Source organism: Levilactobacillus koreensis JCM 16448 (genome assembly GCF_001435525.1).
Classification (GTDB): domain Bacteria; phylum Bacillota; class Bacilli; order Lactobacillales; family Lactobacillaceae; genus Levilactobacillus; species Levilactobacillus koreensis.
This window is the reverse complement of the sequence record NZ_AZDP01000112.1, coordinates 13,292-37,492: the sequence shown is the minus strand read 5'-3', so window position 1 is coordinate 37,492 and position 24,201 is coordinate 13,292. Positions and strand designations below refer to the sequence as shown.

At 47.2% G+C, this 24,201-nt stretch carries 14 protein-coding genes; 1 reads left to right on the top strand and 13 read right to left on the bottom strand.

Translation table 11 applies throughout. The annotated features are described in order from the left end of the window. Positions 1-264: 264 nt before the first annotated feature. The 12 genes from FC99_RS10375 to FC99_RS10320 all read right to left on the bottom strand — a co-directional run bounded on the left by FC99_RS10375 (position 265) and on the right by FC99_RS10320 (position 20,361). The gene (locus tag FC99_RS10375) at positions 265-2,592 is read right to left on the bottom strand and encodes an L-type lectin family protein (protein WP_156166884.1); all 2,328 of its coding nucleotides are present in this window, start codon (positions 2,590-2,592) and stop codon (positions 265-267) included. Between the two features lie 683 nt (positions 2,593-3,275). Then, the gene (locus tag FC99_RS10370) at positions 3,276-5,384 is read right to left on the bottom strand and encodes an L-type lectin family protein (RefSeq protein ID WP_048732580.1); all 2,109 of its coding nucleotides are present in this window, start codon (positions 5,382-5,384) and stop codon (positions 3,276-3,278) included. Between the two features lie 582 nt (positions 5,385-5,966). Further along, a complete protein-coding gene (locus tag FC99_RS10365; protein ID WP_048732582.1) occupies positions 5,967-8,246 on the bottom strand; it encodes an L-type lectin family protein in 2,280 nt (759 codons plus the stop codon). A 577-nt stretch (positions 8,247-8,823) separates the two neighbouring features. After that, a complete protein-coding gene (locus tag FC99_RS10360) occupies positions 8,824-9,540 on the bottom strand; it encodes a hypothetical protein (protein WP_156166885.1) in 717 nt (238 codons plus the stop codon). A gap of 2 nt (positions 9,541-9,542) precedes the next feature. Then, positions 9,543-11,054, bottom strand: a complete 1,512-nt coding sequence (locus tag FC99_RS10355) for an L-type lectin family protein (RefSeq protein WP_048732585.1) — start codon at positions 11,052-11,054, stop codon at positions 9,543-9,545. A 349-nt stretch (positions 11,055-11,403) separates the two neighbouring features. Then, positions 11,404-13,626 (bottom strand): L-type lectin family protein, encoded by a 2,223-nt coding sequence (locus FC99_RS10350; RefSeq protein WP_048732587.1) that lies wholly within the window; start codon positions 13,624-13,626, stop codon positions 11,404-11,406. A 971-nt stretch (positions 13,627-14,597) separates the two neighbouring features. Beyond that, positions 14,598-15,308 carry a class A sortase gene (locus FC99_RS10345; RefSeq protein WP_048732589.1) on the bottom strand — a complete coding sequence of 237 codons (711 nt, stop codon included), beginning with the start codon at positions 15,306-15,308 and terminating at the stop codon, positions 14,598-14,600. Positions 15,309-15,793: 485 nt separating this feature from the next. Further along, positions 15,794-16,480 carry an RloB family protein gene (locus FC99_RS10340; RefSeq protein ID WP_048732591.1) on the bottom strand — a complete coding sequence of 229 codons (687 nt, stop codon included), beginning with the start codon at positions 16,478-16,480 and terminating at the stop codon, positions 15,794-15,796. After that, complete coding sequence (locus FC99_RS10335) at positions 16,473-17,726, bottom strand: AAA family ATPase (protein WP_048732593.1); 1,254 nt, start codon at positions 17,724-17,726, stop codon at positions 16,473-16,475. The genes FC99_RS10340 and FC99_RS10335 overlap by 8 nt, the downstream gene beginning before the upstream one ends. Before the next feature lie 273 nt (positions 17,727-17,999). After that, positions 18,000-18,251: a type B 50S ribosomal protein L31 gene (locus FC99_RS10330; RefSeq protein ID WP_048732595.1), complete on the bottom strand. Its 252-nt coding sequence runs from the start codon at positions 18,249-18,251 to the stop codon at positions 18,000-18,002. A gap of 101 nt (positions 18,252-18,352) precedes the next feature. Further along, positions 18,353-19,639, bottom strand: a complete 1,287-nt coding sequence (locus FC99_RS10325) for a UDP-N-acetylglucosamine 1-carboxyvinyltransferase (RefSeq protein WP_048732597.1) — start codon at positions 19,637-19,639, stop codon at positions 18,353-18,355. Between the two features lie 185 nt (positions 19,640-19,824). Beyond that, a complete protein-coding gene (locus FC99_RS10320) occupies positions 19,825-20,361 on the bottom strand; it encodes a TetR/AcrR family transcriptional regulator (RefSeq protein ID WP_048732599.1) in 537 nt (178 codons plus the stop codon). Between the two features lie 190 nt (positions 20,362-20,551). Here FC99_RS10320 and FC99_RS10315 point away from each other — a divergent pair, with 190 nt between their 5' ends. Then, a complete protein-coding gene (locus tag FC99_RS10315) occupies positions 20,552-22,888 on the top strand; it encodes an ABC transporter ATP-binding protein/permease (RefSeq protein ID WP_048732602.1) in 2,337 nt (778 codons plus the stop codon). Between the two features lie 385 nt (positions 22,889-23,273). Here the strand turns inward: FC99_RS10315 and FC99_RS10310 are convergent, their stop codons facing one another. Next, a complete protein-coding gene (locus FC99_RS10310; protein ID WP_048732603.1) occupies positions 23,274-24,020 on the bottom strand; it encodes an HAD-IIB family hydrolase in 747 nt (248 codons plus the stop codon). Between the last annotated feature and the right edge of the window lie 181 nt (positions 24,021-24,201).

Genomic DNA, 24,201 nt, shown 5'->3' with positions numbered 1-24,201 from the left:
AACGTCAACCGCTTTAACCTTTAAAACAAGTCTCGTTATACCGAACCCTTACTGCTTCTACAGATTAAGGCCATAAAAAAACGAGTCTGGGACAAAAGTCCCAGACTCGTTTTGTGCTCCAAACATATATAGTCGAAACGTGCGACAAAAGGCAGTCAACTCTGCTTAACCCCGATAGACAAACAATCCAAAACCGGGATTATTCGTCTATCGACGTTAATGTTCATTGACTAACCGCCTTCTGTCCCAAGCTCCTCATTTTTTTTAAGGTGCACTCTCCAGTGTCCAATCAATATCTCCTGAATAAGAACCATTGACCGCGCCACCATTGACGTTTAGCAGGATTCCCGTATCATTGGTCCAGTCGCTGGCAATGTTAGTCGTCTGTTCAGTACCATCTGTCTTATCATCGCTGGCAATCAGTGTAGACTCACTATTATTCAGTACGGTCGTCGATGTCCCCTTCTTGAAGATCAATGAACCGTCTAACTGGCTCGCTGGGACATCATCGCTATACATGCCATCCGTCTTGGCAGTCACCTTCCAAGTGCTCCCCTTCATCAGTGAACTGTCCACGTAGAGGCTCCATGGACCATTCGAATCATCACGCTCAATTGTCTGCGTGCCGCTCCCAGTTAAGGTCGTCGGCTTAAAGACAATATTCCCACTGGTCGAGCCGAAATCAATGGTTCCCCCCGTGATGGTCGCCGTACCGCTAGCCTTGTAATCACTGGAAGCCGTAGTGGTCCCGGATACCTGTAACAGAGACGTTCCCGCTGGCACCTCAGGAATTGTAATCGAGAAGTCGTAGCCCCCGTTCCCATTCAACTTTTTGTCTAAGCTGATGGCGCTCGCTGGCAACGTGGCAACATTTCCCTTTGAATCCGCTAGAACGGCCGTCAGCGTTGTATTATCACCATTAACGGTACTGTCAGTCGAAGAAACTGTCCCGGTAACGGTCGTCGTTGTACTCCCAGCGTTGGCAGAAATCTGCGCTGGATTGACGTTAATGCTAAATGGTGACGGTTTAATATCAAAAGTTGGCGTTGCTGCGCTTGTAATCGCGTTAGCTCCCTTAAATTCCGCCACTGCAGCTGCTGCCGTCTTGCTGACATTCTGTGCAGTTCCCTCAAGCGTGATAACAGTCTGGCTACTGTCTGCACCCAAATCCTTTATAGGCACATTTAGTTTCTGATCTGACTGTTTTGTCATATCCAAGCTTGCCGTTTCGCCATTTGCATAGGACACCCTGCCACCGGTCCAATCGACATAACTAGGTAGGTTCAGTTCTGCCTCAATATCTGACCAATTTTGATCACCATCTAAGTACTTCAGGGTGTAGTTCAACTTGATCTTGTCATTACCACTAATAGTTGCCTTGGGGCTCGCTGGAATCGTTGATCCTTTCGTCACATCCGTCATATCCGCAGAGGAGCTGACCATTGGTTGACCCGGAACCTGTTCGAATTTAAACATACTCAACTCAGTATTCGTAGCCCCTGTGGTACCCGTGAGTCCCCAGTAGAGCTTAGGTGAACTTGGTGTCACCTTTAAATTACTCAAATCGATTTTTTCCTTAGCATAGGTGCTGTTAGTTATTTTCTTTGGCGCACCGGTGGCTGGATCCTTATCATCAAAGGAGTACGTGATGGTCGCTGTCGAGCCACCATCTGTAGGCGCCTCATAGTTCAGCGTTAAATGATACCAATGTGCTGTGGACATAAAGCGATCCCCAAACTGATCCCGAATCAGCCCATGGTGAGCGAGGCCGAAGTAATTATACTTACCGTACGTGTAGTTAGGAGTCTGAATAAAGATACCTGAAGTCCCAGTATAGAATCGGCCTGTTTGCTGATAGGCATAGTAAGAACTTGAAAGTCCAGGGTAACCTGACGCAATATGTTCTCCCTTAATCGTCTCACCAACATCATCGTTATCTGTGGTGGGATTATACCCGGTCCCATTGAACGCGTTATTTTCATGGTCTCCAATGTCAAAAGAGTTTGGATCTGTCTGATTGACAATCCAATTAGTAGCTGGAAGTGTCTGATCAACTCCGGTGTCAAACTCCAATGCCCAGCTATTAGGAATTGCAGAGTCCGCTAAATCACTGGTGGTACTACCAGACTTCCGCGGGTCGACCCCCCAAACGCCCAGCGACTCACCACCACCAGAAAAAGCTTTGTTGCTACTGTTCTGTAAAACAAAGGCCACACCGTCCCCAGGGAGCGTTCCATTAGTTCCCAGGTAAACCCACATTGAGGCCCGTTGATCTTTGTACGCATTGAAAACCGGCTTATCGGTCCAAATAGCACCACCCTGATTGATCTTACCATCCTGAGTTAAGGCCACACCGTCCCCATTACTTCCAGAGACGTACTTCGCCGAGTTCGTTTGCCCCGTTCCAAACGTGCTAGGCATATTAAAGTAGGTCGTTGCCTTAACACTTAGCCCTGTTGGTCCACCATCCAAAACACTCTGGGGATTCACATCAACCGCTGCTTTCCCCATGGCCGCACCGTGCCAGATGCCCCAGCCCAGACTGGCTAGTGCGACCCCCGTCATCTCTAAAATCCTATTTCTTAATTTCATTGAAAAAACTCCCTTCGCCCACTCCGTTGCAGACAAAACCAAGTTGCGTACGCCCTAGTCTTCCCGTACGCTTTATTTATTTCTCTCAATATTTGTTATATTAATTAACTAATCGGATGACTCATTGGCAAAAACGCCGTAGCGCCCTGATTTCTATGCTACGACAAACCAATTAACTGTTTGACTGCCATTAACCATATTGGGCACTAAAAGTTAAACATCACCACTAAATATAGTATACCATCGAAACCAAAAAGTTAAAACGCTAAAATAATTAAAATTATGGTTAACTATTAACTCCATTATAATAGCAGTTGCTGTCAAATCAACGATTGCAACCGATTGTTGTCCGATAATCGGCTGATTACTCAGTTGTCTTTCTCCCAAACCGGAACAATTCATTTTAGCCACACCTTCACCACTGTAACTATATATTCTTATGAATCCATAACTAATACAGCAATATCGTCCGGATTAAAGAAAACATCTCTGTATTTTTTAGAGCCTAAAAATAGTGGTGACACCGTCAGCTTTCATCGGTGTCACCACTATTCTATGTGGCAAATTCAATTTTAAATCAAACCTGGCACTCGGTCTAAGTTTACTATTCCTTTACGGTGCAATCGCTAGCGTCCAGTCAATCGTTCCACTATAGTAGCCGTGGACCGCCCCACCGTTGACGTTCAGTAGAATTCCAGTATCCTTGGTCCAGCCGTTAGCGAGCTATCGACATTTAGCTGCCAAGGGCCATTGGATTCATCCCGGGCAACCGTCTGCGTCCCGCTCCCAGTCAGGGTCGTTGTCTCAAACACCATGTTCCCGCTGGTATCGCCGAAGTCGACGGTTCCACCGGTTACAGTCGCCGTGTCAGTGGCAAAACTACCGATAGCCGCTGTGGACGACGCATTGACTTGAACCGTGGAAGCTCCAGCCGGGACACTTTCCAGTTTAATGGTAAAGTCGTAACCTCCATTTGAATTAACCTTTTGAGATAAGTTGATGTCTGAGGCGGGAATATCCGTTGAACTATTCCCATCGGCACCGATGATACCAGCTGATAATGTGGTATTACTCCCCGTAACCTTGGCATTAGTCGATGAAACACTCCCGGTTAAGGTCGCCGATGTATTAGCATTTGCAGTCACCGTCTTGGGGTTAAAGTTCACGCTAAATGGTAAAGCCTTAATGCTAAACTTACCGAGTTGCGTATTCGCAATGGCATTGTCCCCAACAAATGAGGTTACGGTCGCTGTTGAATCGGCGTTTTTATTTATGGCATTTCCTTCCAACGTGATTACTGCTTGATTAGCAGAACTGCTCAGGTCCTCTACCTTAACATCTAATTTATTATTACTAATATTGGCCGTTGAAAGTGCGCTAGAAGCTATATTAGAATTCGGATACGTAATCTGCGCTTTTGACCAGTTAATATTAGCAGGTAAATTCAGGGAGCTCTTGATATTAGACCAAGGCTTATCCCCACTTTCATAGTTCAAGGTATAGGTCGCCTTAACCGCGTCATTACCCTTAATTGTATCTCCAGAGGAAATCGGACTACTGGTCGTTTCATCATCTAGTTTAGCTGACGCATTGACATTGGCTTGACCGGGAACTTGTTCGAACACGACCATACTAGTTTCAGTGTTGGTCCCAGTTGTCCCCGTAAAGCCCCAGTAAACACCTGGATTAGTCTTAGTGACGTTTAGTTTAGACAAATCAATACTTTCTTTGGCATACTGGTTAGTTCCTGTTATCGGTGCCCCAGTCTTCAAATCTTGATCGCCAAAGGAGTACGTCATGGTCCCCGTATTGCTGTCGCCCGTTGGTGCCTTGTAATTTACCGTAATATGATGCCAGGTGTTATCCGCAATCAGTGGGACGGTAGAACTACTATCTGAGTTACGAATCAAGCCCCGATGTGCTAAACCATAATAATTGTATAATCCATTAACATAAACTGGGATACCAAGCACATATTTTGATATATATTGACCGTTCTGCTGATAGGGTAAATAAGCGCCGCTGTCTCCTGGGTAATTCGCAGCAATATGATTCCCCTGAGCTGGAATAGTTTCTGGGACATCATCAGTATCTGTATTGGAATCATATCCGAGGCCGGAATATTGTGCGCCGCCTGTTTTTTCAGGATCATATTTTCCAATATCGAATGCATCTGGAGACACTGTACCAATCTTTTGACCTGCATCAGGTATCTTTTGGTTCTCGTGTGTATCAAACTCGATTGCCCAGCTATTAGGAATCGCAGAATTTGCAACGGTCTGTGACGTACTATCCTTTGTATTAGGATCTACTCCCCACACTCCTAGCGACTCCCCAGTACTAGAGAAGGCCGAATTACTGCTATTTTGCAAGACAAAGGCCATCCCGTCTCCTGCCTTATGATTAATCCAATCATCTGTCCCCATAAAGATCCACATTGAAGCCCGTTGATCTTCATACATATTAAAAGACTTACCATTAGACCAAATTGCCCCACCAGTATTCTGATACTGACTACTACTACCATACTGGGAAAGCACGACACCGTCGCCATTCGCCCCGGTCATAACCTGCGCTGCATTTGTAATTTGACTGTCTGAGCTGTTGCCGATAGTGGCTGACCGTTTAAAATAATCGTTTCCATCGACTTTAAGGCCTTGTGGTGCTGAGTTTAAAACGCCTTGAGGACTAGCATCAAAAGCCTTTCCAACCAATGTTCCTTGCCAGAGGCCCCAACCCATACTGGCAGCGACAATTCCTGTAATCGCTAACAATTTATTTCGAAATTTCATTGAAACCGGCTCCCTTCACCCGACCCTCATCGGGCAAAACCACGTGACGCACGCCCTAGTCTACTCGTGCGCTTTTATATTCTCACTCAACTTTTTTGACTCTAATTATTTTGGTGGCTAACCTATCAGGGATAATCCCACAACGACCATTTAGCATCGCCAATCCCCTAACCCTATTTACTTGATTGTGGTTAACCATATCCTTCACTAAAAGTTAAACATCATCACTAAATATAGTATAGCATCGAAACTAAAAAATGAAAGCATTATAATTGATTTTATTATAATTTGTTTCTACTAGACTATTTGAATGTACTGTTGTTACGGCGGGCTTTGTATGTAAAGTCAGCTTAGTAATCAACCGATTAATAATTTGAAATAATGAATTCCATTTTCAAATCTCTTTAACCACTTTTTGAAAGCTGTAACTATAGTTAGTCGAGCCGTTTTCACCCCATATCAGTTAAGTTGTCACCACGTTATCAATTAGTTTTTCTTAAGCGTAACCGCCCCCAATCAAAAAAAGTTGCGGCACCGCCCCAAACGGCAGGTCCCGCAGCTTTTTTGATTTTTCGCTCGCCCTTAGCTTGGGGCGTTCTCCAAGCTCCACTCGATCTGCCCCGTATACGTTCCGGCAGTGGCACCCCCACTCACATCGAGCAAGAGCCCCGTGTCATTGTCCCACTGCTGGGTCGCATTGAAGGTATCGTCGTTACTGGTCGTGGTCCGGGCGGCTATCCGTGCCGCATCACTCCCCAGAATGACTGGTGTCGCGTCAGATGAAGACTTGTAAACTAAGTTCATCGTCGTTGCCGGTACATTAGTGGCCTGCAACGGCTGAGCCATTTTCGCCATTAATGCCCAGCTTGATCCGGTCCCACGCTGGTCATTCACGTCGATCGTCCACGGCCCATCGCGGGGCACCAGCATGTGTGAGCCGGTCAGATCAGCCGTATAAGACACGCTGTCGTCGACGTTGCCAAACTGTAGCGGCCCACTCACGTCGATGTCTGAGACTAAACTGTCCGTGGTATAGCCGTCAAAACTGGTAACGTACAGCATCAGCGTGTTCATCCCCGCGTTGAGACTCGATGCAGGTACCGTATACGAGAAGGTTCCGTTAAAGCCACTTGTCGTGTTCCCTGAAACATCACTGGACGGAATGACTTGGTCCTTAATCGGTGTCCCGTTCACACTACCTTGTAGGGTAAACCCGTTGGCCGTGATCGGTGATCCGGACAGCATAAACTTCCCGTTGACCGTGACGTCCTTGTCCTTGGCCGTGGTGACGGAATCATAATTTTCGCCGCTTGCCCAACCGATACGGAAAGTCGTGGTCGCCTGAAAGACGGTATACGGCGTGGTGTCTGCCGTAGCGATCCCCTGATTGTCCACGAATTTACTGGTAGTCGTGTTGATGACCGCCGAATTACTAGTAGGGTTGGCTTGCCGACCACGGATGGTAATATCCGCCGTTGAATCCGTCGTATTCAGGGCATGTGCGAGGGTAAAGTTCAGCTGTTGCCCGGTTTGAGCGACTCCCAAGTCAACGGTCTGTGTTGTCCCATCGGCAAAGGTTACCACCGCACTGTTGGGTACAAATCCACTTGGCAGGTTGATCTGTGCCTTAGGCGTCCAGTCGCTGCGGCCGGCGTTATACGTCAGGTTGTAGTCCAGCCGTAGCCGATTACCACCCATGACGGGCGTGTTCACGTCAATCGGGCCTTCCATATTAGCCGTCTCATTGGCAAGACTAACTGAGGCATCCGCGTCAACTAAGCCTGGAATCTGTTCAAAGACGACCAAGTTATTCTCACCATATTGCCCGGTAGATCCGGTGAATCCCCAGTAAGCGTGGCCGGAGCCGTCATCGACCTTGGTCGTATCCAACTCGTAGTTGTTAGATTGTGCATTCTGCAGCTCCGTCCCGGTCGAAGGGTCCTTGTCGTTGATCGTGTACGTCACGTTCCCTTTGGTCGTCGAGCTATCTGCTGGTGGCGTGTATTGAACGGTCAAATGGTGCCAAGACCCATTCGTTAACCAATTACCAGCACCAACGATGATTCCTTGATGATTCATTTTAACGTAATAAACGCTCGAATTGTCCGATGCTGGCCGTGCATAGTAAGTTCCGCCGAGGCTCTGATTGGCTGGATAGGCGGCCGCAATATGTTGATGCTGATTGACGGCCGTATCATTACCCCCGCCCGCCACCTTGGTTCCAGCATCAAATGTCGAGAATCCCTTGGCATCGCTGGCACTGGTATAGGAAGCCCCATTAGGGAAGGTATCAAATTCCAGTGCCCAACTCTTCTGAATGGCCTGGGCACCCACTGGCTTAATCACATCTGCGGCCTCACTTAACCCAAAACTGTCCGGTAATCCCCAAACACCTAGAGTTTCCTGTCCTTGGGGCACCCCATTTTTATCGACAGCGGTCGCTTGATAGCCGGCGTTTTGAATCACGAAGGCCATGCCATCCCCCATGTGACCAAGCGGCCCATTCCCAAAGTACATCCACATTGAGGCCTTTTGTTTCTTCGTCAAGTCGAAATAGAACTGATCCTTTTTAGCCCAAATCGTTCCCAGCTGATTGGTATTACTCGTCAGCTGAACCGCCTGCGTCCCATTCGCACTAGCTGGCGTAACAGTGGCTGAATTGTTGGTCGTAGAACTCGTAAAAGTTGGCGTCATAAAGTAGCCGTTGATTGGTAGTCCCTGTGGCATTGACGCCAATGCGTTCGCTAGGTCTTGCTCTGGTGTTGGTGGTGTCGTATCTGCTGCGTGACTGACGACCGGGTGGCCCATGCCAAAAATAGCCAGCGCACCGATCAATGTCAAGATTAATCTTCCACGTTTCATGGGCGATTCTCCCCCTTTACCCTTGTCTCACGTAGCCGCCCTAATAATAGAAAATATAGTTACTATTTTATTGAGCAAATTAATTAGCTGAAATTGGCTACCTTTAATTGTTTTAACAGTCTACATTGAGTCTTAATTCACAATATAATTAGGCTGATTTAAAAGCACTATATGAGAAATATGCCGTTGCCATCTTCGTTTTATATTAGCATTTTAAGTTGGTAGGTTGTTTACATGTAATCAGATGTCAGGCCTGGTATATAGGCTATCTGTCTAACCCCATTATACGGTATAGGGACAAATAATCAAAGAAGTTCATATCCAAATAACACGATTGATCTCATAAATACTTTAGAGACATAACGGTTGGATAATTGGTTTAACTTACTAATTAGTGAGCAATCAATTCGACTGTCTAAATTTAACTTTAATCTTACTGTTTTTAACGCTAAACCAGCTGTTGTCGATAAGTTTATCCTTTTACGTAGTTTAGTCCATCAGGCATATTCGTAAGGTCGCTTGGTTAACTCAAAAAGGCACGGTCAAAAATCACCGTGCCAGTTCAATCACTCTTTGATTATGCCGCATTAACCAGCGTCCACGTAATTTGACCCTGATAATTTCCAGCTGTGGCGCCCCCATTAACTTTGAGAAGCATCCCCGTGTCCGGTCGCCAATTCGCGGTACAGATGTCGGTATTCCCATTACCGGGATTGGTCGTCTGATCGGCCACCGTAACCGTTTGCTCAGACATCAGCTCTGGCGCCCCCGCAGCTGGCTGGTAAACAAGATATCCAGCCAGTTTTCCAGATTGGTTAGCGAATGGGGTGGTCAAGGCGGCCATCATTTTCCAGTCAGCTCCCGACTGGTTGTTGACCTCCACGTGCCAATCGTCATTCCGCGGCACCGTCAGCTGGCCAATCCCAGTGAGCGTGGTGTCCTTGAAGCTACTATTGTCGTTCACTACCCCCCAGTCCAGCTCACCCACGTTCAAAATGACTTCGCCCGATGTTGACTCATCACCGGTGACATCATCGGTTGCGGTCAGCGTTAGGGTATTGGCGCCCTTTTTCAATCCCGAATCATTTGGTAACTTGTAAGTAAAGTTTCCGGTGTAAGCACCGTCATCGTTCTTGCTGGCCGGAAACGACATAGTCTTGAGTGCCTGGCCATTCAAAACTGGATGAAGCGTAAAATTGTTGCTTTCCTTACCGGTACCACTCAGCGTTGCGTTCCCGGTTATTGTGGGAGTCGCGGTCGTTGAGGCTAGGGAAACGCTGGGCGCACTGGTCACCTTCAGTTAAAGTCGACGTTTGAATGAACCAGATTAAATGCCGGTGTGTCAGCTGTGACAATGGCGTTGGGCCCGGAGAACTTGCTGGTCTGGCTGGTGACGGGCGTATCGCTAGCTGGATTGTCAGCTTTCCCATCTAGTGAAATCGTGGCTGTGCGGTTCTCGGCGTTTAGCAACTGACCTAGCTTAAAGGATAGGTCTTGACCACTGAGATTGCTCAGATCGACCGTCTCAGTCTTGCCGTTGGCGTAGGTAATCGTTCCGGCGTTGACCATCACGTGGTCTGGTAAATGAATTTCTGCGGCAATGTTATCCCAGTCGACGCGACCGGTATTGTACTGCAACTGGTAATCGAGGCGTAGCCGGTCCCCACCGGTTACATTCTGACCAGCGGATATTTCGGTTGGCTTGCCGGAAGCGTCGAGGTGGCTACGGTTATAGATTTTGGCAGAACCATTGGCATCGACTAAGCCCGGCATCTGTTCGAAGACGACGAGGTTATTTTCCCAGTTAATATTGCCGGTCGTTCCAGTGAACCCCCAGAGTCCCGTATTGGGTATATGCGTACCCGTTGTATCTGGATCCTTGAGCAAACTGTAGTTAAAGTCAACGGTTGACGATTGTTTTTCCTGTACTCCACTGCCCGGAAGCCGCTTGTCATTAATGGTATAGGTCATACTTCCTACAGTGGTTCCATCAGTCGGTGCTTTGTAGTCGATAGTGACATGGTGCCAGGACCCATCGGATAGCGGTGTTTTGATAAGACCGTTGTGTGTCATCATCGTATAGGAATCCTTTTCAAAATTCATTGTCTCATAGGTAGCTCTTTTGCCTGATACACCTGGATAATTTGATGCAATATGTGGCTGAGGCTTGTCAACCCCGTTCTGCGAGCCAACCTGAAAATCAAAGCTTCCTGGAATAGCATTAGCTGACTCTGGACTTTTCATGTTAGTAAAAGTATCGAACTCGAGAGCCCAGCTATTTTGAATCGCCCTTCTAGCTACATTAGTCTCATTTTCATTAGGTAAGCTAGATGCATATCCCCAGACACCTAACGTCTGCCCCACAGCTGGTGCGGTCGAAAAATTAGTTGTGGCGATGGCTTGTTCCCCACGATAGTCGTTTTGAACGACGAACGCCATCCCGTCACCCGCTTTCCAGTAATCTCCCATATTACCAAAGTACATCCACATTGCAGCGCGCTGATTCTTAGTGAAGTCAAAATAATATTTGTTCCGGTCGGCCCACACCGAGCCAACTTGATTGCTATCGTTAGTAATTTGAACAGCTTGCCTGCTACTATCGCTTGGGCTAGTTACCGTCTCAGCTGAATTAGGAATAACACTGTTCATAAAATACGGAATGTGAAAATTTCCTTCAATTGGCAACCCCCGCGGCATAGTCTGTACCGCATGATCATAGTCCGCATCCGCATGCCCCACAACCGATCCGCCCAGTACACCGGCAGCCACGGCCACCACTATTCCAGTCAAAACGTGCTTCATCTTCATCGAAATCCAATTCCCTTCTACCAAAATACTATTGGCCTACCCGTTGCTCCCATCGGCCTAGTCATTTAGCCCCTCAACTTTTTCTCCTATATAGCCGGATTAGACGCGTACGAATGATTGTTATGCCTATCCCTATCGGCACCTCATCACCACATCTTTGATCCAAGTCAATTTGGTACAGACCAGTCCCGGACCATCGGCCTAAGTATACAACCGAACGTAGAATAATCATAGGTGTTTACCGTATATTTATAACAGTTTATCATGAAAACTAGTCAAGGATTGACATAAGTCAAATTTAGCCGTCAATGCAAAAATGGTGCGGCTCACTCTCACCGCACCATCCACTCTATTCCGCATTAACTAGCGTCCACGTAATCTGTCCTTGATAAGCGCCGGCTGTCGCACCACCACCCACTTCTAATAACATCCCCGTGTCCGTCTTCCAATCCTGAGAGACATCCGTTGTCCCGCTGGCAGGGTGTGCTGATTGATCGGCCACAATGACGGATTCGGGCGACATCGTGACGGGGTCCGCCGTAGCAGCCTGCTTGTATAAGAGATTTCCGGCAAGCTTACCACCAGTGTTGACCTCAGTAAATGGTGTCGTCAGTGCCGCCATCATTTTCCAGTTAGTCCCCACTTGATTGTCGACTTCCACGCGCCAATCGCCTCTTCTGGTAACGGTCTGGCTGGTCCCAGTCAACGTGACATCTTCAAAACTACTTGCCCCATTAACGACACCCCAGTCTAGCTTACCCACATTCAGTGTGACCGTGCCAACCGTTGACGTGTACCCGCCGACATCATCGGTCGCCGTTAACGTCAATGTGTTGTCGCCCTTAACTAGGCCGGCGTCTTTTGGCAATTGATAGGAAAAGTCCCCGGTGTAGCCCCCCGCCGTGTCCTTAGTGACGGTGATCGGAATAGTTTTGAGGTCTTTCCCATTCAAATTGGGATGCAGCGTGAATCCTGTACTGGCTTTCGTTGATCCGGTCAACGTGGCATTCCCAGTAATTGTTGGTGTTGCCGTAGTCGACGCCACCGAGACGGTCGAGTCACTAGTGACCTTCAGCTTAAAATCGACATTTGAATGTGCGAGCGTAAACGCTGGCGTATCGGCCGTGACAATTGCATTGGGCCCAGAAAACTTGCTCGTTTGACTGACCACAGACGTATCGTTAGCTGGATTAGCCGCCTTACCATACAGGGAAACCGTTGCGTTCCGGTTATCCGCATTCAGTGTCTGTCCCAGTTTGAAGGATAGATTTTGGCCACTCAGCCCCGTCAAATCAACACTTTCAGTCTTGCCGTTAGCATAGGTAACCGTCCCGGAATCAACGCTTACATTATCGGGCAAGCGAACTGCAGCGGAAATATTGTCCCAGTCAACACGCCCCGAGTCATAACCCAGCTGATAGTCTAGTTGTAATCGGTCGCCACCCGTCACGCGTTTGCCAGTCGTGACTTCCGTGGGGTTCCCGGCTGAATCTTTGTCACTGCGGTTGTAGATCTTAGCGGTCCCCGTTGCTTTGACCAACCCGGGCATTTGTTCAAAGACGACCAGATTGTTCTCCCAGGTGGCTCCGGTCGATCCCGTAAAGCCCCACCGCCCCGTGTTGGCTTGGTGCGTACCGCTCGTGTCGGGATCTTTGAGCAGACTGTAATCAAACGTTGTCGTCGTTGACAGCTTGGGCTGAACCGCCCCACTCGCCGGTTGCTTATCGTTGATGGTATACGTCATCGTTCCCTTGGTGGTTCCGTTTGTTGGTGCTTTATAATCGATGGTCACATGGTGCCATTGCCCATCCGAGAGCGGCGTTTTAATCAACGGACCGCCATACAGCACGGAATCAATCCCATGATTCATTTGCGTATAGGAGTATTTCGTATCAAAGCTCATCGTCGTATAAGTTCCCGGTTGAGCGGGATAATTAGCCGTCAAATGCGGCCCGGTGAGCTGAAAGTCAAAACTCCCCGGAATATCATTAGGCGAGGTCGGCCGCTGCTTATTTGCAAACGTATCGAATTCCAGCGCCCAACTATTCTGAATGGCGCGCTTAGCAACGTTTTGGCCATTCTCATTAGCTGCCAGGGAGGCATAGCCCCACACACCCAAGGTCTGCCCAACGGCTGGCGTGCTTGAAGACCCCTGCGTGGCAATGGCCTGCTCACCGCGCGAATCATTTTGAATGACAAACGCCATGCCGTCGCCAGCTAACGTTGTCCCCTTATTCCCAAAGTACATCCACATGGCGGCCTGCTGATCACGCGTGAAATCAAAATAGTATTTATCCCGCGCCGCCCAGATTGACCCAACCTGGTTCGCATCATTCGTGATCTGGACCGCCTGCGTCTCGTCGGTCGGACTGTCCGCCGTTTTCGCCGAGTTCGGCACCGGACTGTTCGCAAATGTTGGTATGTTAAAATAGCCGGCTACCGGCAAGCCATGTGGCATCGTTGCTACTGCATGGTTATAGTCATCGTCAGCGCGTCCCGTAATTGGTGACCCACCCAAAAGACTAGCAGCAGCAATCGTAACGGCACCGGTCAACACGTGCTTCATCTTCATTTAAATCCAATCCTTTCTAGTCAAACACTGCCACGATTGATGTCAAATTGAGTGACAATACAAAGATTCAGGCCAACAACTTTTTTCTAGCGCTATCCATAAATTAGCGTCTTTCATCACCGTTACATGTATTGAGAGTAGTAACCAGTTTATTGGAGCACGGTTTTGTCTCTCGTATACTAATCTGCTAAAGAGTTATATCATCAATGCAATTATACGATATATTGTGAAATAATCATAGCTGTTTATCTTTATTTGAAATAGTTTATTGTAAAAACCAACTGGCACCTATTTTCGTAAAAAAAGCGCCACGATGAACGCCAGGTTATGACCTGTCATTCATCGTGACGCTTCTTAACTATCTAGCCCGAACGGCCATTGGAAATCCCCAACTGACGATTAGCAGGCTCAGTATCAGCAATCCTATTTTTCTAAATCGCATCGCTGTCCCATCCTCACATCCTTGATCCTTATAGCCTTTCCAATTTGCAACGTACCATTTGCATGGTGCTTGTTTGAATCATCTGATGACCTCTCATCTGATTACATTGTTATAGTACCACGCATTTTGAGTTCTGTCCACAATTAATCATGTGTGGGGAAAAACGAGCCCCATAGAATCATTTTATCCTATAAGTATCGTTTTATAGTATAAATGTCATTACAATTTAAACGTTATTATATCAACGTTTGTTGGTCCTTGAAAGTTGCGATACAGTTAGTAACTTTAGGTGCCCAACTAATTAAGTATCGTCTGATAAGCAATTTTTTATAGTCGTTCATAGGGTATTTGCTCACCAGCCATAGTCGTTAGTAGAGTAAAACAACTTTTGAAACCCCTTGCAAGCCCTACGTTTCCCGTACCTATAGGCTTAAAAAGGCCTTAAAAAATTTCACAAGCCAAAAAAATTAAAAAAAAACAACATTTTTTGCTTTTTGGGCAAAAAACGTCATTTTTCGAAGGATTTTCTTCAATATTTGTTATTAAAACTCCCGTGGAACCCTTTTTGGACCGAAGTTGGCGCATTTTTATACGCCATCTGCTTCACGTACGTCCCACGAATCATTAATCGATTGGCACCAGTTGCGTCACACGTAATCAGGGTGACCAATTTCTTCTTAGTCTGTGCCACCACCTGCACGTCGGTCGCCGGAATGAATTTCCGCACACTGACCTTGTACACGTAGACCGTCTTGGCGTTGGTCAGGTAGATACTCTGCCCAACCCGTGTCTTCCAGTAGAGCGGGCTGAACAGCAACGTCTGTGACGACATGTGATGGCCCGCCAATGGATAGTTGCCTTGACCCATCTTCTGGTCTGGTCGCATGGTCCCCGCCGTCAACGCCAAGACCTCATTGCTGACGCCCTTGGCAATTGGCAAATGCACCTTAGAGTCCGGCATCAGGATCTCCCCGACCACGTGAATGTCCGCTGTGTTCCAACGGGCCTTAGCGACCGTCGAGAAGTCCAGCGACTTGACCTTACTAAAGTCATACGAGGCATTCTGCTTCTCACTCTTCTTGACCGACTTGCGCGTGATCTGCGGTTGATAGGATGAAATCAGCCAATTCTTGATCTGCTCGTTAAAAATCAGGCCCAACGAGACCACGATTAATAATAGAAAGATTACCGACCAGAACCACCGCCACCGGTGTTTCTTCGGTTGTTGTTTCTCTGCCATGGTTTCCACTTCCCCATTTATCACTTCGCAGTGAAGTTTACCCTATTTCTTACAAAAAGGAAACAGGAACGATTCTGACTGACCATCCCCGTTAACACATCTTCAAGCGTGCTAATCTTCTCGCTAAGGCTCTTCATACACTTTTACCGTGAAGTTATCATTATCTCTGCTTAACAGCTCTGTGGGCCACAATACTTGTCAAATTTTCGCTTCAACTCAGCTTATCCGTTCCAAATTTCTTCTTAACTCCGATATCCTAGCAACAAGTTGCTTTATAAGCCGTGTTGGCTAGCCACATATTAATATAGAGATGATTAACGAAGCAACGCTCTGTTGGCAAACTTCTGGCTTACTTTTGAATAAGTTCTATCTAAAATTCGCGGCCATTTCAACTCAATTATCGAAGAGCTGCCAACGATACCTGACACTATCCGGCCTAATCAACGCAAAAATAGTCGCTATCCGCCTTGAATAACGACTATTTTTTACTTTTGTTCGCGCAATTGGCACGCTATTTTCTCCAGCACCATTAGTTCTTCAACCAATACATGTACGGTAGTCCCAGGATTTCGTTGGTGGAACGGCGTATTGGGTAAATACTGGCCTTCCAATTTTTTCGCTAGCCGAATCGCCGCCAACCGCTTATCGCGTGTCAGCAAAGTTAGAATTTTAGTGGCATTCTTTTCGTAGTGCGCTGCGATCCCCGCCTGTTGAAGATAGCCGGTCAGCTTTCGCTTGTATTCTTCCCGATCAATCGCTGCATTCAAGTATTCAAAATGGAGCAGATACCATAGCTCAAAGGAATCATTGCTCCAAGCCACGTGCCACCCACGCTGATGAGCAGATTGAATCGCGTTGTCAAAATAATCTAAGGGAATGTCATCCTTATCAAATACTAGCCAAACGTGCTCAAAGAGATTAGGACTGACCTGAATAATCTCAGCGACCTGCTCAACTAAGGTGAGATTGCTAACACCAGTTCCCCGAATCGTTAGGCTAGGAACCGTCACTTCGATTCGATTTTTAAAACCATCATAGGTCTGTTTGACCTCGGCAGCTAACTGCTTAAAGTACAAAACCTCCGTTTGAATTCCTTCAGTTGCTATCAAATAGCTTCCCGGCAGTGGTAACTTCATTTTACGTTTAGGACGTTTGCCAATTTTTTTACCCATTCGCACGGTCCAAGCGTTTCAGTACCGGTGTCGCCTTGAACTTCCCCAAGATATAGTCCTTTCCGTAACTCGCATCGTTACGCACCTTTTTCCCATCGGCCAGCTGAATCGTATCCAGTGAGTAAAGATCCGATTCACCGCTCTCATCCTTATTGACGAACCACACTTCGTCTCGTCGAAAATTATCCTTGTCCAAGGTAAAGAGCTCTTGAGTGGTAAAAATCAGTTGAGCTCCCCGTAAATTTAGCTGCGGATCATGAAACATAATCAGAATATACCGCAACAGCAATGGGTGAAGTTTTGCATCCAACTCATCAATCAAGATAGTGCCACCATTAGCCAGCGCTTGTTTTAGATCCACGTACAACATCAGCATTTTACGTGTCCCACTGGACTCATCACTGATTGCCGTTTGAACCAGCTGACCATTGCGCGGATCACGATGATAACTGACCACGCGCTTGTGTGCTTGCCCGGAATCATCCAAGAAATCATCAGTAACCACACCGATTTTAGAGATTCCAACATCCACTGCTTGAATGAACGCTTCGAAATCTGCATTTTCATGGGGATCTTCTAGGAGAGAAATCATTGGGTTTCGCCCCTTTTGCGAATTGAAGCGATACATTTTATTAATCTCACTACGTGGATTACCATAGTCTAACGTCTGGACTTGCTTAAACCACGCAAAGACAGACTTAATGACTGGAATCTCCAAACGAGATAGCATTGATAGCAATAAGGTTTCCGGACTAATCAGGTGCTCCAGCGTCTGAACATCCGCGCGCTGGGCAATCTCTCCAGTAAGCTGACCGCCATCCCGCTCAAAAATCAACACAAAATGCTCACTAACTTTACGCTTATCACGTTGATATAATGATTCCTCATAAACCTTCCCTTGAAGTGTACTAAACTGATACTGAAAAATGTCGGTAGCCGTCGAGAACAGCACCGTAAATTCAGTAGGAACCTTACCGTCTTCAAACCAATAGGGCGTCACCTTGCTCAGCGCCATCTCGTCTACAAGAGAGGACAACACTGCATAGACCATCGTGCTAAACGCCTTAATGACGTTACTTTTTCCAGAAGCATTAGCCCCATAAATTGCAGCCAACTTCAGCACTGGCTCATGCATCACATCGCTCACAACATCACTAGGAAGTTCCTTAAGCGTTGAAGCCGTCAAATCCAACGTGACTTCGTCCTTAAAAGACTTAAAATTCTTAATCGTAAATTGGTGTAGCATCAACCATCACCTCCTTACGTAGGATAGCCGATATTAAAGGGAAACACAAGAAATTGAGACTTTTTCTCAAAAATTCAGTTTTCACGCTACTAGCTCTGATTAATGGCAGATACTTATAAGATATTGACCACACCTGCCTGTTACGTTCGTTCAGACAGAATTAATTTACAATATCAGATATAACGATATTAGCGCAGTCAAATACAATCGACCGTACAAAAAATCCGGTAACGGATAAACCGTACCGGATCAGACAAATCATAAATTTTATAATTAGTCGTTGGATAAGCCGTACTTCTTGTTGAAACGATCCACAGCACCATCGGCCTGAGTAAACTTTTGCTTACCAGTGTAGAATGGGTGGGAATCTGAAGAAATTTCGACACGGATCAATGGGTAGGTGTTGCCGTCTTCCCATTCAACCGTTTCAGCTGAAGTTGCCGTTGAACCAGACAAGAACTGGAAACCAGTACTTGAGTCTTGGAACACAACTTCGTGGTAATCTGGATGAATTCCTTGCTTCATAATGTATTACGCTCCTTTGCCCTGATCCATTTACTGGAACAGAGATTGATTTTAATCGTCAACCGTTGAATTATAACATGAAATAAGTTAAGCGGCAATGGCTAATCTTGGCCATTCTCCACCAAACTGTCCTCAACGATTTCGACATCGGCGTTTAAAGCCGCTAATTTATCAACAATTCGATCGTAGCCCCGCAGAATATTGTCCGCTTGACTGATCTCGGTATCCCCGTCGGCCATCAAGCCAGCAATCACTAGGGATGCCCCGGCGCGAATCTCGCCGGCCTGAACCTGTGATCCCATCAGATCATGCGTCGGGTCAACGATGATAGTGCCCTCTTCGGAACGAATATTGGCGCCCATCTTCCGTAACTCGGCAATGTGCTTGATGCGCTTCGGGTAAATGGTGTCGATCACCACGCTGCTCCCGTCCGCCTTGAACAACAGCGGCGTAATGGGCTGCTGCAGGTCCGTGGCAAATCCAGGGAACGGCATCGTCTTGATTTGAATGGGCTTCAAGTTCTCCACCTGGGGGACGTAAATACTGTCCTCGTTGATTTCTAGTGGCACGCCCATTTCAATCATTTTCGCAGTGAAGGCTTCCAAATGTTCTGGGATGACGTTCTTCAAAACCACGCCATCCCCAACGGCAGCCGCCATCGATAAGTAAGTCCCGGCTTCGATCCGGTCTGGGATAATCGTATGCGTGTTCATCGCCCGCAATGTCGCTACCCCTTCGATTCGAATCACGTCGGTCCCGGCACCACGGACATGTGCGCCCATGTTGTTTAGGAAGGTTGCAATATCAATGATCTCAGGTTCCTTGGCCGCATTCTCAATCACCGTCGTGCCCACGGCCTTCACCGCTGCCAAGATGGAATTGATCGTTGCTCCAACAGAAACCATGTCCAAGAAGATCCGCGCGCCGTGTAAGCCTTCAGGACCGGTCGTAATCCGTACCGTACCATCATGCTCCTCGACCGAAGCACCCAAGGCCTTGAACGCCTTAATGTGCTGGTCGATTGGCCGTGGCCCGATATTGTCGCCGCCAGGAAAACTTAGCGTGGCCCGTTGGAACCGCCCCAACAAGGACCCCATAAAATAATACGACGCCCGCAGACTCTTAATGGCCTTACTCGGGAGTGGTGCCTCCACAATCTCCGTGGGGTCAATGGTCAAGACCCCATCTTCAAACGTCGAGCGCACGTTCATTGATTTCAAAATTAACATTAGGTTGTGCACATCAAGAATATCCGGTACCGTATCGAAACGAACCGGTGTATCAGCCAAAATCGCTGCCGGAATTAATGCTACTGTGCTATTTTTAGCGCCGCCAATCGTCACTTCACCTGTGAGGCGTTGGCCGCCATGAATAATCATTTTTTTCATTGTGATGTGTTCCTCACTTAATTTTTCTTCCATATAATTCCATACAGTCAGATACCATGATAAATAATGCCAGACAAAAAGACAACTGTTTCCCGGCATTTCGGGCAAAATGTAATATTTACCCCTTACATTTAGCGCTTTTTCACATAATTTTATTAATAATGGCGCTGTTCCTACCGAATCACCTACAACACCACGTCACGCATATCGTCGAGATCTTTCGCCAGAATGGTGTCGATAATAATGCGGGTGAGCTGTTGCGGTGTCTCCGGCATGCCGTCTTTGACCCACTTTTTCAAAATACTCTGGAGCCCCGCCCCAATGTAGACACCCTGATAGTTGTCAATTAGCTGGGGATCCGGACCCGTTTGTTTCATTAACTCTTGCATCCGCTCCAGTAACTGGGTCTTGCCCTCAACAAACACGAGGTTGCTGAGCTTTTTATCGCGGTAAAAGGCCGTCAGCAGGTGCTCTAAGGCTTGCGTGGGGGTCGCACCATCCAGTGGATTCAGCGACGTCACAAAGGCCTTTTCAATACTTTCGACGCAATCATAAATGTCGGTATAGTACCGGTAGAACGTGGTGCGGTTAACGTCGGCCTGCTCACAGACTTCGGTGACGGAAATCGCGTTGATCGGTTTACTTTCCAATAAGGACAGCACGGTCTCCTGAATCACCTGCTGGGTGTACTGGGCCCGGCGATTATTTTTCACACCAACCATAAAGACTCACTCCTATAAATGCAACAGTTTTGCGTAATTCGTTGCGTTAACAACAGTTCTGCTAACATTGATGATTGTCAGCCGTGCTGTTTGTTTTTAGAATATAAGACACAGTGTTGCAATAATGCTATTTTATCAGAAAAAGCGCTGGAACGATAGTCGAACTCAAAATATGAAAGGATTATTTTAAATGCTGGAGCTCAAACACATCAAGAAATACTACTACGTCGGCGATTCGGTCACCAAGGCCCTCGACGACGTCTCCGTTGCCTTCCGTTCCCAAGAGTTCGTGGCCATCCTTGGCCCTAGTGGCTCTGGGAAAACGACCATGCTGAACGGCATTGGTGGTCTGGACATCTACGATTCCGGCGACCTCGCCATCGAAGGTAAGTCGACCAAGGACTTCTCTGAAGCCGATTGGGACGCCTACCGGAACAATTCCGTGGGGTTCATTTTCCAAAGCTACAACATCATCGGTCACTTAAGCATCCTTGATAACGTTGAAATGGGGATGACGCTGAGTGGCGTCTCCAACCAAGAAAAGAAGGAAAAGGCGCTCAAAGCCCTCGACCGCGTCGGTCTGACCGATCACATTGGTAAGAAACCTAACCAACTGTCCGGTGGGCAACTCCAACGGGTCGCCATTGCCCGGGCCATCGCTAACGAGCCCGAGATTCTGTTGTGTGACGAACCCACGGGTGCTCTGGATACCGAGACCAGCGATGAGATCATGCAGCTGATCAAGGAACTCTCTGCCGAACGACTGGTTATCATGGTCACGCATAACCCCGATTTGGCCCGGCAATACGCCGACCGGATCATCGAGTTTGCCGATGGGAAGATTCAACACGACTCCGACCCCTACGATGAACACGCTGACGCCGAACAATTTGAATTAAAGAAAACGAAGATGACCTTCTGGACCGCGTTGAAGTTGTCCTTCAACAACATTCGGACCAAGAAAGGCCGGACCACGCTGACCGCCTTTGCATCTAGTATTGGGATCATCGGCATTGCCATCGTCTTGGCGCTGTCCAACGGATTCCAAGCGCAGATCAATAAGACGCAGGCCAACACGCTGGCGCAGTTCCCCGTGACTATTTCCCAGACGGCCACGAGCACCACGGGTGGCGCCAACAGCAACGATAAGGTCAAGACTAGCAAGTCTAACCAGGTCAAGGCTAAGGTCAGTGACGCGGACAAGGCGACGCATACCAACAAGCTTACCAAAGGTTACTTAAACTACGTTAAAAAGCTCGACAGTAAGCTGAGCAAGAACGTGACCTACACCTACTCAACGGGGATGAACCTGTTGCGCGAGGTCGATGGTAAGGCCAAGACCGTCTCCTTCTCCAACACCGACAGTAGCAACGCAAACTCCGCTAGTGCGATGTCCGCAGCCATGGCCAACTCGACCGGGGTCGGCGTTTCCGTCTACCCGAGTGCTAACGACGGCGGGACGACCTTCCTGAAGAAGCACTATAAGTTGCTGTCCGGGGCTTACCCTAAGGGCGCTAACGACGTGGTCCTGATCGTCGACCGCGACAACTCGACCAACATCAACGCGTTGAAGAACCTGGGGTACAGCGTCAAGGACAACCAGAAGTTCAACTACGGTAAAATTGTCGGCACGACCATCAAGGCCGTCAACAACAATGACTACTACCAGAGCCTAACGACCGGGAATTACGTACCGAATAAGGCAACGACTTCCCTGTACAACAAGACTGACAATACTACTATTAAAATCGCTGGGATTCTGCGGGTCAAGTCGAAATCATCCGAGAACGTCTTGGCTTCCGGAATTGCCTACAGCGATAAGTTGACTCAAAACATTATTCAGGCCAACAAAAACTCCAAGATCGTTAAGGCCCAAAAGAAAGCCGACAGTAATGTGATTACCGGCCAAAATGTCGACAACACGACCAAGAAGACGCTGGTCAGCTACTTGGGTGGGTCGACCACGCCAGCTAGCATCCTGATCTACCCGAATACGTTTAAGAACAAGGACAAGGTCCTGAGTTACTTGGACAAGTACAACAAGGGTAAGAGCAAGGCGGACAAGGTCATCTACACCGACATGGCCGGTACAGTCTCGAGTCTGACGGGTGGTCTGATGGACGCCATTACCTACGTGCTGGTGGCCTTCGCCGGTATTTCACTGGTCACAAGTATGATCATGATTGCCATCATCACCTACACCTCCGTTCTGGAACGAACCAAGGAAATTGGGATTCTGAAGGCTTTGGGGGCGCGGAAGAAGGATATCACCCGCGTATTCGATGCTGAAACCTTTATCCTCGGTGTCGGCTCCGGTGCCCTGGGTGTCGTAATCGCTTGGCTGTTGACGTTCCCAATCAACATCGTCCTGCAAAATATCACCGATCTCAGTAACGTTGCGCACCTCAACCCCGTTCATGGTATCGTGCTGATCATCATCAGTACCGTCCTGACCATGTTGGGTGGCCACATCCCCGCACGGATGGCGGCTAAGAAGGACGCGGCAACGGCTTTACGTTCTGAATAAGCTTCTATATATAAATGAAAAGCACGTCAGCTCTTGTTTTGAGAGTTGGCGTGCTTTTGGTATGTATGCTTATTGAAATATTGGTACAAAATGGTCGCACTGCGGCTGCCAGGGACTACACCTGCTCTGATTGTGTTTTTCCATTTCAAACGTTGGTCTCCGACATTCCTACGCTGATAGGCGGCCACATTGATGTTTACCGTTAGGCGTCAATTTTTCTTCTCATAATCTGACCACCGATTAGTCCAAAACCGGTCCCACTGTGTGTCCGTAAATACAAATCAGGTTCTCAGCCTCCAGGTTCTGCTCCGGCTATATTTGTCATATGAGTTTGATCCTCTGCCAGTCTGTTTTCAGGATGGTCGATAGCATCTAGGTCAACTTACTAAATACATAGGTCTTGAATTGCCGATGCTACTTGATTGGGCTCTAAACTATAGTCGAAAGTTGCCGCTTGGGCTGATAAATCAGGTTTAGTTTTAACCCAAAAGCTTTTTACAGCACCGGATAACATTCTTATATCATTCATATCATTACCAAAGGCAATATATTGCTTGATACCTAGCAAGCCCAACGTACTACTCTTATTGATACCTTTTGATGTCATGTCCAGATTTCTTTCACCAATATGTTCTATCAGTTCCAAATCGGTATTTGAACCTATCATATTGGTCATCTGTGACATTTGCCGATTATCTATTCCTAAAAGAATGGCTTTAATAGGATTTGAAATTTCTTCAATCGGGACATTCTTTGCTAGTCCATTTGGGTCAAGTTGCTTAATAATGGCATTTTCTGAAGAAACCTGTGCTGAATAATTCCACTTTCCATCCACGACATGTTCCAGATTATATTTCTTTATTAGTCGCCTTAAGTAGTTAAAATCTTTTTCAGAAATAGGGGACATCACTTTTACAGTATCTGCCATGGAAACTATAGCACCGTTTCCACCAATTAATATATTATCCTGAAATTCTGGAATGATTGGTATTAGATCTCTTATGGGACGTGCGGATGCGAAGATTATTTGATTACCCATTCTTTCTAGTTTTTTGATACTTGCAATAATATCTGGTTCAATACTTGTTTCATTAAAGCTAAGCGTTCCATCAACATCAAATACGTAGTTCATGCGTATTAATCTCCTTTATTTTCAAGCAACTTAGTAACTAAAGGTTGAAAGTTCCAAAATACCAGCCATGCCTGCTCTAGCAACAACAGTGAGACTAAAACTAGGCAACCTGGTGGGCCCTTCGCCTTACCGGCCGGCAGATATGGGCTGGATCGGTGCGAACACAACTTGAAGCCTCGAA